This is a genomic window from Heyndrickxia acidicola, from assembly GCF_001636425.1.
In the GTDB taxonomy this organism is placed as follows: domain Bacteria; phylum Bacillota; class Bacilli; order Bacillales; family Bacillaceae_C; genus Bacillus_AE; species Bacillus_AE acidicola.
On the sequence record NZ_KV440953.1, the window covers coordinates 3,388,473 to 3,402,342 of the forward strand.

General features: G+C 43.3%; 6 protein-coding genes and 3 rRNA genes. 8 read left to right on the forward strand and 1 reads right to left on the reverse strand.

The window, feature by feature from the left end; genetic code table 11:
* Positions 1-68: 68 nt before the first annotated feature.
* The 8 genes from recF (at position 69) to rrf (ending at position 12,776) form a co-directional block, all read left to right on the forward strand.
* On the forward strand, positions 69-1,187 hold the full coding sequence (recF, locus tag A5N88_RS15765) for a DNA replication/repair protein RecF (RefSeq protein ID WP_066267760.1): 1,119 nt from the start codon (positions 69-71) through the stop codon (positions 1,185-1,187).
* 8 nt (positions 1,188-1,195) lie between these two features.
* Positions 1,196-1,450, forward strand: coding sequence for an extracellular matrix regulator RemB (gene remB / locus A5N88_RS15770; RefSeq protein WP_066267762.1), 255 nt, complete (start codon positions 1,196-1,198; stop codon positions 1,448-1,450).
* Between the two features lie 107 nt (positions 1,451-1,557).
* Positions 1,558-3,483 (forward strand): DNA topoisomerase (ATP-hydrolyzing) subunit B, encoded by a 1,926-nt coding sequence (gyrB, locus tag A5N88_RS15775; RefSeq protein ID WP_066270603.1) that lies wholly within the window; start codon positions 1,558-1,560, stop codon positions 3,481-3,483.
* Positions 3,484-3,673: 190 nt separating this feature from the next.
* Complete coding sequence (gene gyrA, locus A5N88_RS15780) at positions 3,674-6,145, forward strand: DNA gyrase subunit A (RefSeq protein WP_232317636.1); 2,472 nt, start codon at positions 3,674-3,676, stop codon at positions 6,143-6,145.
* A 297-nt stretch (positions 6,146-6,442) separates the two neighbouring features.
* The gene (locus A5N88_RS15785) at positions 6,443-7,528 is read left to right on the forward strand and encodes an HD-GYP domain-containing protein (protein ID WP_198160301.1); all 1,086 of its coding nucleotides are present in this window, start codon (positions 6,443-6,445) and stop codon (positions 7,526-7,528) included.
* Positions 7,529-7,797: 269 nt separating this feature from the next.
* A 16S ribosomal RNA gene (locus tag A5N88_RS15790) occupies positions 7,798-9,350 on the forward strand.
* Positions 9,351-9,653: 303 nt separating this feature from the next.
* Positions 9,654-12,591, forward strand: a 23S ribosomal RNA gene (locus A5N88_RS15795).
* A 68-nt stretch (positions 12,592-12,659) separates the two neighbouring features.
* Positions 12,660-12,776: ribosomal RNA gene (rrf, locus tag A5N88_RS15800) — 5S ribosomal RNA — on the forward strand.
* Together the 16S, 23S and 5S rRNA genes form the textbook arrangement of a ribosomal RNA operon.
* A gap of 66 nt (positions 12,777-12,842) precedes the next feature.
* Here the strand turns inward: rrf and A5N88_RS15805 are convergent.
* On the reverse strand, positions 12,843-13,802 hold the full coding sequence (locus A5N88_RS15805) for a YaaC family protein (RefSeq protein WP_066267767.1): 960 nt from the start codon (positions 13,800-13,802) through the stop codon (positions 12,843-12,845).
* Positions 13,803-13,870 lie beyond the last annotated feature (68 nt).

Genomic DNA, 13,870 nt, shown 5'->3' on the forward strand with positions numbered 1-13,870 from the left:
ACAGCCAGTCGTCCCGATTTTGGAGACTCCTATCTCCTCTATGGCATTAAATATAAAGGGTGTCCCAAATGTATATTACAGAATTAGAACTTAGAAATTATCGCAATTATGATAGCTTGAACATGACCTTTGAAAATAAAGTGAATGTTATACTTGGAGAAAATGCTCAGGGTAAAACAAATGTGATGGAATCCATCTTTGTTTTAGCAATGGCAAAATCCCATCGAACGTCTAACGATAAAGATTTAATCCGTTGGGATGAAGAATATGCTAAAATAAAAGGAAGGATACAAAAATACAATAGTTCTGTTCCTATGGAGCTCGTGATATCCAAAAAAGGGAAGAAGGCAAAATTTAATCATATTGAGCAGCGGAAATTAAGCCAATATGTTGGAAATATGAACGTTGTCATGTTCGCTCCGGAGGATCTTCATCTTGTAAAAGGAAGTCCGCAGGTCAGGAGACGGTTTATTGATATGGAAATAGGCCAGGTATCCCCTGTTTATTTATATGATATTGGCCAGTATCAAAAAATATTGCAGCAAAGAAATCATTATTTAAAGCAGCTGCAGCTTCGGAAGGCCGCGGATCAAACCATGCTGGAGGTTTTAACAGAACAATTCACACAGGTATCTGTGAAAATCATCCAAAAGAGGTTCGAATTTATTAAAATGCTGGAAGAATGGGCAAAACCGATTCATACAGGAATCTCAAGAGGTCTTGAAACCTTAAAAATTGTCTATAAACCGTCGCTTGATGTATCAGATGAGCTTGATTGGTCAACGATGATAAATAGATTTGAAGAGAAATTCGCCCTAATAAAAAAAAGAGAAATAGAGCGCGGTGTTACGTTAGTAGGTCCTCATCGGGATGACCTGCAATTTCTTGTTAATGATCGTGATATTCATACTTTTGGATCGCAGGGCCAGCAAAGGACAACTGCCCTGTCCGTTAAACTTGCCGAAATCGAATTAATCCATTCTGAAATTGGGGAATATCCCATCCTTCTTCTTGACGATGTACTCTCGGAATTGGATGATTACAGGCAATCTCATTTATTAAATACAATACAGGGAAAAGTTCAAACGTTTGTTACAACAACCAGTATAGACGGCATAGACCATCAAACCTTAAAGGAAGCTTCGACTTATTCTGTTGAAGCAGGTCATATGCTGCAGAGGAAATGAGGAATGGGATGTATATTCATTTAGGGGAAGATGTAATGGTTCGTACGGATGAAATAGTTGCCATTTTGGACAAAAAATCTATCCAGGTATCAGCAATTATGGATGGATTTTTAAATTCTAAAGACAAAAAAATCATAAATCTTGCCAAAGGTGATTTCAAATCTCTTGTTATAACGGATCATCGCATTTATCTCTCACCACTCGCCTCTATTACGCTTAACAAGCGTTCAATGACTGAACATCAGCCTGATTTATATACATGATTTATATCTCATTTTTTAAAAGCTAAGTAGCTAGTTTCTGTTGAGATTAGCATTTATTTTTGAATAAAACATTATCATTTTGAAAGTGTAGGTGGTTATGAGTGCCGATGGAACAAGAACAAGCACAAGGCCAAGCATATGACGAGAGTCAGATCCAAGTACTTGAGGGACTTGAAGCTGTACGTAAACGTCCGGGAATGTATATTGGGTCCACAAGCTCAAAAGGACTGCATCACCTCGTATGGGAAATTGTTGACAACAGTATTGATGAAGCATTGGCTGGTTACTGTGATGAAATCAATGTATCAATAGAAAAAGATAATAGCATTACCGTCAAGGATAACGGCCGGGGAATTCCCGTCGGTATTCAAGAAAAAATGGGACGTCCAGCGGTTGAGGTCATCCTTACTGTGCTTCATGCCGGTGGTAAGTTTGGCGGCGGAGGATATAAGGTATCAGGTGGATTGCATGGTGTAGGTGCGTCTGTTGTTAATGCCCTATCCACAGAATTGGAAGTATATGTCCATCTTTATGGCAAAATCCACTATCAAAAATATGAACGCGGTGTTCCTTGTTTTGATTTGAAGGTAATTGGCGAAACAGATCGAACAGGGACAACTATCCATTTCAAACCTGATCCTGAAATATTTACAGAAACCACCGTTTATGAGTATGACATTTTAGCAACCAGGATTAGAGAATTGGCATTCCTTAATAGAGGAATCAAAATTACGATTGAGGATAAACGGGAAGAGACTCCTAAAAAAAATGAATACCACTATGAAGGCGGGATTAAATCATATGTGGAGCATTTAAACCGTACGAAAGAAGTGGTCCATGAAGAGCCTATCTATGTAGAAGGTGAAAAAGATGGAATCTCTGTTGAAATATCCCTTCAATACAATGATGGATATGCAAGCAGTCTATACTCATTTGCAAATAATATCCACACGTATGAAGGCGGCACGCACGAATTTGGATTTAAAACTGCCCTTACAAGGGTTATTAATGACTACGCAAGAAAAAACAACATTATTAAAGAGAATGATGCTAACTTATCAGGTGAAGATGTGCGTGAAGGATTAACAGCCATTGTTTCCATCAAACATCCTGAACCACAATTTGAAGGGCAAACAAAGACCAAGCTTGGGAACTCAGAAGCAAGAACGATTACTGATGCTGTTTTCTCAGAGCATTTTGAGAAATTCATGCTGGAAAATCCACAGGTTGCCAAAAAAATTGTTGAAAAAGGATTAATGGCTGCCCGTGCTAGACTGGCCGCTAAAAAAGCAAGAGAACTAACTCGAAGGAAAAGTGCCTTGGAGATTTCAAGCTTGCCAGGTAAGCTTGCGGATTGTTCTTCACGCGATCCTTTCATCAGTGAATTGTATGTTGTTGAGGGTGACTCAGCGGGAGGTTCTGCCAAGCAAGGCCGGGACCGCCATTTCCAGGCGATTTTGCCTCTAAAAGGTAAAATTATCAACGTAGAAAAGGCCCGTTTGGATAAAATTTTATCAAATATGGAAATTCGAACCATTATAACGGCTCTTGGTACAGGAATTGGAGAAGAATTCGATATTTCCAAAACCCGGTACCATAAAATTGTCATTATGACAGATGCGGATGTCGATGGAGCACATATCCGCACACTCCTGCTAACGTTCTTTTATCGTTATATGAGACCGATTATTGAAGCCGGCTATGTCTATATAGCACAGCCTCCTTTATATAAAATTCAGCAAGGGAAACGTGTGGAATACGCGTACAGTGATAAAGAACTGGAAGCTGCCTTGAAGGATATGCCGCAACAGCCTAAGCCGGGAATTCAGCGGTATAAAGGTCTTGGTGAGATGAACCCTGAACAGCTTTGGGAGACGACAATGGATCCTGAAAACCGAACACTTCTTCAGGTTAATTTGGAAGATGCCATTGAAGCAGATGAAACGTTTGAAATTTTAATGGGGGATAAGGTGGAACCACGCCGTCTATTCATTGAAGAGAATGCCCTTTATGTTAAGAATTTAGATATATAAGGACCTGTGTAATGAACGGGCCTTACTGTTAAACCCGGAATGACAAGATAAATATACGGATCCTATTGGAGTATACTCCAATAGGATTCTGTCCAAATATATGGGGTTATTTTGTTTTTTTGAAAAGGAGGTTACCTGATTGTCTGAAACACCTAATTCTAATGTAAAAGAAATTAATATAAGCCATGAAATGCGCACTTCCTTCCTCGATTATGCAATGAGCGTCATTGTATCGAGGGCCCTGCCGGATGTAAGGGATGGTTTGAAACCTGTCCACAGACGTATTTTGTATGCAATGAACGATCTCGGGATGACCTCAGATAAGGCATATAAGAAATCAGCCCGTATCGTAGGGGAAGTTATCGGTAAGTACCACCCCCACGGTGATTCTGCTGTTTACGATACCATGGTTAGGATGGCTCAGGATTTTAGCTATCGCTACATGCTGGTAGATGGACACGGAAACTTTGGTTCGGTTGATGGAGACTCTGCTGCGGCTATGCGTTATACAGAAGCGCGTATGTCTAAAATTTCGATGGAGCTTTTGCGCGATATTAACAAGGACACCATTGATTATCAGGACAACTATGATGGTTCTGAAAGAGAGCCGGTTGTTCTGCCTTCTAGATTCCCAAATCTTCTAGTAAATGGTTCATCTGGTATTGCTGTTGGGATGGCAACGAATATTCCTCCTCATCATTTAGGCGAAGTCATTGATGGAATTCTTGCTTTATCCAAAGATCCTGACATTACGATTCAAGAATTAATGGAATACATACCAGGTCCTGATTTTCCAACTGCCGGTTTAATTGTAGGCAGGAGCGGTATAAGGCGTGCTTATGAAACAGGCAGAGGTTCCATTATTCAAAGAGCGCGTGTTGAAATTGAGCAGAAGCCTAATGGAAAAGAAACCATTCTCGTTCACGAAATTCCTTATCAGGTAAATAAGGCTAAGCTTATCGAGCGAATTGCAGAACTTGTGAATGAAAAGAAAATTGAAGGAATTACAGATCTTCGCGATGAGTCAGACCGTCGGGGAATGCGCGTTGTCATTGAGGTTAGAAGAGATGCAAATGCCAATGTCATTTTAAACAATCTGTATAAACATACAGCCTTGCAAACAAGCTTTGGAATTAATCTTTTATCGCTTGTAGATGGACAGCCTAAGGTCCTAAACCTAAAACAATGCTTATATTATTACCTTGAACATCAAAAGGTTATTATACGCAGAAGAACTGAGTTTGAACTGAGAAAGGCAGAAGCGCGTGCACACATTTTAGAAGGTCTGCGCATTGCCTTAGACCATATTGATGAAATTATTCACTTGATTCGATCATCCCAAACCACAGATATCGCACGTACCGGTTTGATGGAGCAATTTGCATTATCAGAGAAGCAGGCACAGGCTATTCTGGATATGCGTCTGCAGCGTTTAACAGGATTAGAGCGGGAAAAGATTGAAGAAGAATATCAGGCTCTGGTTCAATTGATTGCTGAGCTAAAAGCAATCCTTGCAGATGAAGATAAGATTCTGGACATCATCCGCGAGGAACTGCTTGAAATTAAAGAGCGGTTTAACGACGGAAGACGCACGGAAATCGTAGCTGGCGGGATTGAACAAATTGAAGATGAAGATCTGATTCCTCGTGAAAATATTGTTGTTTCCTTGACTCACAATGGCTATATTAAACGTTTGCCTATCTCCACCTACCGCAGCCAGAAGCGAGGCGGACGCGGTGTTCAGGGAATGGGTACAAATGAAGATGACTTTGTTGAGCAATTGCTGACTACATCAACACACGATACGATTCTATTTTTTACAAATAAAGGAAAAGTATACAAATCAAAAGGCTATGAAATTCCAGAGTACAGCAGGACGGCGAAAGGGATTCCGATTATCAATCTTTTAGGAATTGATAAAGATGAATGGGTTAACGCTATTATTCCTGTTGAGGAATTTCTTGAGAACTGGTTCCTTTTCTTTACAACAAAAAGAGGCGTGTCGAAACGGACTCCTTTAACGGAGTTTGCCAACATTCGAACCAATGGCTTGATTTCCATATCTTTGAGGGATGAAGACGAACTGATTTCTGTGAGGCTCACAGATGGCCATAAAGAAATTATTATTGGAACAAAACAAGGTATGTTAATCCGTTTCCCTGAAACAGACGTACGATCTATGGGACGTACAGCAACAGGGGTTAAAGGGATTACCTTAAGTGAAAATGATGAAGTGGTAGGAATGGAAATTCTCGAAGACCACCATGATGTTTTAATTGTTACCATGAACGGCTATGGAAAACGCACTCCTGCTGCTGAGTATCGTATTCAAAGCCGTGGCGGTAAAGGAATAAAAACATGTAATATCACGGAGAAAAACGGAACTCTCATTTCAGTAAAAACCGTAACCGGCGACGAAGATATTATGTTAATAACAGCCGATGGAATTCTTATCCGTATGGCTGTGACAGATATTTCTCAATTGGGCCGGAATACACAGGGCGTAAAGCTAATCCGATTAAGTGATGAAGCTTTTGTTGCCACAGTAGCTAAGGTTGAAAAAGAAGAAGAAACCAGCGAAGAGCCAGAAGAATCCGATAGCCGAGAGGATTCTATAGAAAGTAATGCAGTGACTGAGGAAGACTCTGGGGAGGAAGAATAAGAGGCATCCAATGGATGCCTCTTTTTTTAAGATATAAGTATAAAAAGGTTATTAAATATTTTTAGCCAATCTAATTATGTCTAGGTCGAGCGCCTATCGACTAGCGGATTTATTATAGAAAACGATTATAGAAAACGGTTTTTTTATTCATTTTTGTTGATACTACATATTTCATGTTTTTGTCTGGGATGGTGAAATGAAGGTTTCCATATCACTTGAAAATTAAAAATTTTCAAGAGTTAGCCTGCCTAAGCTGCATAAATGTTCCTGCACTTAATCTATATATGGGGTGAAAATGTGAAAAAACAGGTGGATCAGGTGAGTGAAGGTACGATTGTTTTAGAAGATATTATGGGAAGGACTCAGTATCCTATTGTTAAAAAAGGGACTGTCCTAACGCATGAACACATTAACGTTTTAAAGGAATTTAAAATTCAAACAATTGATATTGAACTTAGTACTGCATCTCTTAATCCGGCAGATAGTAATGAGAAAGGGCTAGACCTGCAGGCGGAGCCTTTTAATCATTCTTATAATCATGTATTTAGTGATTTATATGATTATGCTATAAGACAATATAAAAACCATTTTATTCAATGGCAATCAGGTGCCCCTCTAAAAGTCGAGAGTATAAGAGAATATTTATACCCAATCATCGAATTTCTGGAAAAGGATGATTCCGTTCTTCGGAACCTTCATTCATTTTCTACTAAACAAGAATATATTTATCATCATGCCATTTCTGTAGGTGTTTTAAGTGGGATGCTTGCTAAAAAAATGGGATATACAAAAGGGCAGTACCTTCAGTCTGCCCTGGCAGGCTGTGTTGCTAATGCGGGTATGGCAAGGATTTCTCCAAGACTTATTAACAAAACGGCTGATTTAACAGAAGAAGAACTGAAAGAGATTAGAAATCATCCGATAAGCAGTTTAAAAATGGTGCAGAATTCTCCCCTTTTGAAAGCGGAGGGAAAGCTCGGAGTCTTCCAGCATCATGAAAGGCTTGACGGGAGCGGATATCCCCTTGGAGAAAAAGGAAAAAGAATACATACAAATGCAATGATTATTGCCATTTCAGATGTTTATCATGCGCTGACAACGGATAGGCCCTACAGAAAAAAAAGGTCTCCATTTCAAGCGCTTGAAGTTATCAGAGTGGATCATTTTGGGCAATTTGATATGGGTGTAATCAATGCGCTGTTTTCATTAATTGCTGATCTTCCCATTGGAACGAAGGTAAAATTGTCAAATGGGAAAACGGGAGAGCTCTTATTTAAAAAACCATCAGCTTTAACACGCCCATTAATAAAGGTGATTTTAACAAATGAAATTATAGACTTAGAGAAAAATAGAAGTATATATATATCAGAGATAATGGACTAAAGCCATTAAGGGACCTAAATTAGAAATAGGTCCTATTTTTTTTGGAAATCTATTGATTTTGGCTTTATCACTTGATATAATAAATTCCGTTGACTTTAAGGAGTTAATATTGATAACAAAGGAAAAAACTTGTTGACTTATATAAAATAGTTTGATATTATATATAAGTCGTTAAGATGAATTGATCTTTGAAAACTGAACGAAACAGAAACGTCAACGTTAATTCTTTGTCTTATATAGACAACAACTTTAAGAGCTAAATCAACTCTTTTTTGGAGAGTTTGATCCTGGCTCAGGACGAACGCTGGCGGCGTGCCTAATACATGCAAGTCGAGCGAATCAATTGGGAGCTTGCTCCCTTTTGGTTAGCGGCGGACGGGTGAGTAACACGTGGGTAACCTGCCTGTAAGACTGGGATAACTCCGGGAAACCGGGGCTAATACCGGATAACTTCTTCCTCCGCATGGAGGAATATTGAAAGATGGCTTCGGCTATCACTTACAGATGGACCCGCGGCGCATTAGCTAGTTGGTGAGGTAACGGCTCACCAAGGCAACGATGCGTAGCCGACCTGAGAGGGTGATCGGCCACACTGGGACTGAGACACGGCCCAGACTCCTACGGGAGGCAGCAGTAGGGAATCTTCCGCAATGGACGAAAGTCTGACGGAGCAACGCCGCGTGAGTGATGAAGGTTTTCGGATCGTAAAACTCTGTTGTTAGGGAAGAACAAGTACCGTTCGAATAGGGCGGTACCTTGACGGTACCTAACCAGAAAGCCACGGCTAACTACGTGCCAGCAGCCGCGGTAATACGTAGGTGGCAAGCGTTGTCCGGAATTATTGGGCGTAAAGCGCGCGCAGGCGGTTTCTTAAGTCTGATGTGAAAGCCCACGGCTCAACCGTGGAGGGTCATTGGAAACTGGGAGACTTGAGTGCAGAAGAGGAGAGTGGAATTCCACGTGTAGCGGTGAAATGCGTAGATATGTGGAGGAACACCAGTGGCGAAGGCGACTCTCTGGTCTGTAACTGACGCTGAGGCGCGAAAGCGTGGGGAGCGAACAGGATTAGATACCCTGGTAGTCCACGCCGTAAACGATGAGTGCTAAGTGTTAGAGGGTTTCCGCCCTTTAGTGCTGCAGCTAACGCATTAAGCACTCCGCCTGGGGAGTACGGCCGCAAGGCTGAAACTCAAAGGAATTGACGGGGGCCCGCACAAGCGGTGGAGCATGTGGTTTAATTCGAAGCAACGCGAAGAACCTTACCAGGTCTTGACATCCTCTGACAACCCTAGAGATAGGGCTTTCCCCTTCGGGGGACAGAGTGACAGGTGGTGCATGGTTGTCGTCAGCTCGTGTCGTGAGATGTTGGGTTAAGTCCCGCAACGAGCGCAACCCTTGACCTTAGTTGCCAGCATTCAGTTGGGCACTCTAGGGTGACTGCCGGTGACAAACCGGAGGAAGGTGGGGATGACGTCAAATCATCATGCCCCTTATGACCTGGGCTACACACGTGCTACAATGGATGGTACAAAGGGCTGCAAGACCGCGAGGTTTAGCCAATCCCATAAAACCATTCTCAGTTCGGATTGTAGGCTGCAACTCGCCTACATGAAGCCGGAATCGCTAGTAATCGCGGATCAGCATGCCGCGGTGAATACGTTCCCGGGCCTTGTACACACCGCCCGTCACACCACGAGAGTTTGTAACACCCGAAGTCGGTGAGGTAACCTTTTGGAGCCAGCCGCCGAAGGTGGGACAGATGATTGGGGTGAAGTCGTAACAAGGTAGCCGTATCGGAAGGTGCGGCTGGATCACCTCCTTTCTAAGGAAAATGAAGCTTCGCTTCATAAAAAGACGTTTCTGTTTTTGTTTAGTTTTGAGGGAACTATCTCTCAAAACCATCAAACGAATCAGCAGCAAGAAGGTCGAGGAAGCGAACGAGCGATCACCGGAACGTATGACAATACGTGAGGATGAGAGTGAGTGAAGCTGACGAAGAGATTCGAAGTTGATCATTCGTTTGAGTATTGTTCCTTGAAAACTAGATATTGAGAATAACCAAGCAAATAACCGAGAATCGCCACTTTATGGATTTTTTCCATTTTAGTAGTAAAAACCTTTTATAGGTTAAGTTAGTAAGGGCGCACGGTGGATGCCTTGGCACTAGGAGCCGATGAAGGACGGTACTAACACCGATATGCTTCGGGGAGCTGTAAGTAAGCTTTGATCCGGAGATTTCCGAATGGGGAAACCCACTGCCCGTAATGGGGTAGTATCTTTACCTGAATACATAGGGTACTGAAGGCAGACCCGGGGAACTGAAACATCTAAGTACCCGGAGGAAGAGAAAGCAATTGCGATTTCCTGAGTAGCGGCGAGCGAAACGGAATTAGCCCAAACCAAGAGGCTTGCCTCTTGGGGTTGTAGGACACTCTATACGGAGTTACAAAGGAACGAGGTAAATGAAGAGGTCTGGAAAGGCCCGTCAAAGAAGGTAACAACCCTGTAGTTGAAACTTCGTTCCCTCTTGAGTGTATCCTGAGTACGGCGGGACACGTGAAATCCCGTCGGAAGCTGGGAGGACCATCTCCCAAGGCTAAATACTCCCTAGTGACCGATAGTGAACCAGTACCGTGAGGGAAAGGTGAAAAGCACCCCGGAAGGGGAGTGAAAGAGATCCTGAAACCGTGTGCCTACAAGTAGTCAAAGCCCTATGCATTTATGCAGGGTAATGGCGTGCCTTTTGTAGAATGAACCGGCGAGTTACGATTTCATGCAAGGTTAAGCTGATAAGGCGGAGCCGCAGCGAAAGCGAGTCTGAATAGGGCGAATGAGTATGAGGTCGTAGACCCGAAACCAGGTGATCTACCCATGTCCAGGGTGAAGGTAAGGTAACACTTACTGGAGGCCCGAACCCACGCACGTTGAAAAGTGCGGGGATGAGGTGTGGGTAGCGGAGAAATTCCAATCGAACCTGGAGATAGCTGGTTCTCTCCGAAATAGCTTTAGGGCTAGCCTCAAGAGAAGAGTATTGGAGGTAGAGCACTGTTTGGACTAGGGGCCCTCATCGGGTTACCGAATTCAGACAAACTCCGAATGCCAAATACTTATTCTTGGGAGTCAGACTGTGAGTGATAAGATCCATGGTCAAAAGGGAAACAGCCCAGACCACCAGCTAAGGTCCCAAAGTATACGTTAAGTGGAAAAGGATGTGGAGTTGCTTAGACAACCAGGATGTTGGCTTAGAAGCAGCCACCATTTAAAGAGTGCGTAATAGCTCACTGGTCGAGTGACTCTGCGCCGAAAATGTACCGGGGCTAAACGTATCACCGAAGCTGTGGATTGACACCGTAGGTGTCAGTGGTAGGAGAGCGTTCTAAGGGCGTTGAAGCTAGACCGTAAGGACTGGTGGAGCGCTTAGAAGTGAGAATGCCGGTATGAGTAGCGAAAGAAGGGTGAGAATCCCTTCCACCGAATGCCTAAGGTTTCCTGAGGAAGGCTCGTCCGCTCAGGGTTAGTCGGGACCTAAGCCGAGGCCGAAAGGCGTAGGCGATGGACAACAGGTTGATATTCCTGTACCACCTCTTTTCCGTTTGAGTGATGGGGGGACGCAGGAGGATAGGGTAAGCACGGCGCTGGATTGCCGTGTCCAAGCAGTTAGGCTGATGATGAGGCAAATCCTTATCATTAAAGCGGAGCTGTGATGGCGAGGGAAATATAGTACCGAAGTTCCTGATTCCACACTGCCAAGAAAAGCCTCTAGCGAGGAAAAAGGTGCCCGTACCGCAAACCGACACAGGTAGGCGAGGAGAGAATCCTAAGGTGAGCGAGAGAACTCTCGTTAAGGAACTCGGCAAAATGACCCCGTAACTTCGGGAGAAGGGGTGCTCTGGTAGGGTGCAAGCCCGAGAGAGCCGCAGTGAATAGGCCCAGGCGACTGTTTAGCAAAAACACAGGTCTCTGCGAAGCCGCAAGGCGAAGTATAGGGGCTGACGCCTGCCCGGTGCTGGAAGGTTAAGGAGAGGGGTTAGCGCAAGCGAAGCTCTGAACTGAAGCCCCAGTAAACGGCGGCCGTAACTATAACGGTCCTAAGGTAGCGAAATTCCTTGTCAGGTAAGTTCTGACCCGCACGAAAGGCGTAACGATCTGGGCACTGTCTCAACGAGAGACTCGGTGAAATTATAGTACCTGTGAAGATGCAGGTTACCCGCGACAGGACGGAAAGACCCCGTGGAGCTTTACTGCAGCTTGATATTGAATTTTGGTACAACTTGTACAGGATAGGTAGGAGCCTTTGAAGCCGGAGCGCCAGCTTCGGTGGAGGCGTCGGTGGGATACTACCCTGGTTGTATTGAAATTCTAACCCGCACCCCTGATCGGGGTGGGAGACAGTGTCAGGCAGGCAGTTTGACTGGGGCGGTCGCCTCCTAAAGAGTAACGGAGGCGCCCAAAGGTTCCCTCAGAATGGTTGGAAATCATTCGCAGAGTGTAAAGGCACAAGGGAGCTTGACTGCGAGACCTACAAGTCGAGCAGGGACGAAAGTCGGGCTTAGTGATCCGGTGGTTCCGCATGGAAGGGCCATCGCTCAACGGATAAAAGCTACCCCGGGGATAACAGGCTTATCTCCCCCAAGAGTCCACATCGACGGGGAGGTTTGGCACCTCGATGTCGGCTCATCGCATCCTGGGGCTGTAGTCGGTCCCAAGGGTTGGGCTGTTCGCCCATTAAAGCGGTACGCGAGCTGGGTTCAGAACGTCGTGAGACAGTTCGGTCCCTATCCGTCGTGGGCGTAGGAAATTTGAGAGGAGCTGTCCTTAGTACGAGAGGACCGGGATGGACGCACCGCTGGTGTACCAGTTGTCTTGCCAAAGGCATCGCTGGGTAGCTATGTGCGGAAGGGATAAGTGCTGAAAGCATCTAAGCATGAAGCCCCCCTCAAGATGAGATTTCCCATAGCGCAAGCTAGTAAGATCCCTGAAAGATGATCAGGTTGATAGGTTCGAGGTGGAAGTGTGGCGACACATGGAGCTGACGAATACTAATCGATCGAGGACTTAACCAATAACGATTCAACGTTTTACTTACTTCTTTATCTAGTTTTGAGGGAACAATACCTCAACAGTTTCATAGTCCGGTAATTATGGCGAGAAGGTCACACCCGTTCCCATCCCGAACACGGAAGTTAAGCTTCTCAGCGCCGATGGTAGTTGGGGGCTGTCCCCCTGTGAGAGTAGGACATTGCCGGGCACTTTTAAACACCACAGATGAAATTCTGTGGTGTTTTTGTATCTCAATATTTTAAGCATCATTACATTATGACTTCAAACGCTTTTCTTCTAAAAATCCCCATGCTAAATAAGGTCCCTTTGTAGCGGTTATTTCTAAAAAAGTTTTTATAAAAGGATAATCACTATTGGGACTGGTTTTTAATAGCTCACACCACCACTCTGTCTCATAACGTGCGATCATACTCAAATTGTAAAGCAACAGATAATGAACAATAAGCTCGGGCATCAGCAGCATCCTATGCTTTCCTTTTGGCAAAGTATATAACTCTTTATAAACATGAAAATGAAAGGGCAGGGTGAGTTTTTCTTCAGGTGAAATAGAAAACATTAAAAAGTTATTATTATGTGTTTCCCAATTTAGGTCAACAGTAGACTTCTCTTTTAAGAAATACTCAAATCTCTGCTGCGTCATTTGATACTCATCAAGTATTGAGAGAGGAATGCAATAGCGGTTATCCATTTTAGGAATGGCATACATATTCGCCTTAGAATGAAAAATAAATAAATCATCAAGTTCTGGAATTTGCAGCAAAAGCTCATTCATAGATGCTTTGGTGCCTTCAAGCTGTTTCACGTGGAACAGCATATCTGCAAAGTGTGTACAAAGACCGGACTTCTGAATTCTCACCTCATCTTCAAGAAACCGATACTGCTGTTTTTTGCGTTTACGAGTGGTAACACCGTGAGCAAGCACGGAAGTAGAAGCAGGATATTCTGGATCTACAGCTAATATACAGGCTTTAATTAAGTGTACAAGACCATAAAATAATAATACCGGCTTTAAAGCAAGGGGTGCTGCTTCTGCCTGTTTATAATACAGCTCACCGTGTTCTAAATAATACATAAAGGTTAAAGCGTTTTCATAGCCTTTTTGATCAGCGTTTATTCCTGAATTACATTTGTAATTTTTTTTAAGATATTTTTGGGAGGTAGTAGCCGATTGGTAGTAATTTAGCCTTTCCCATATATGTATTTCATTCAACATTATCACCTCCTGAATTATTTGAAAAATATGATATTTAAAAGATGTCTTGACAGTATTTTAACCAATTG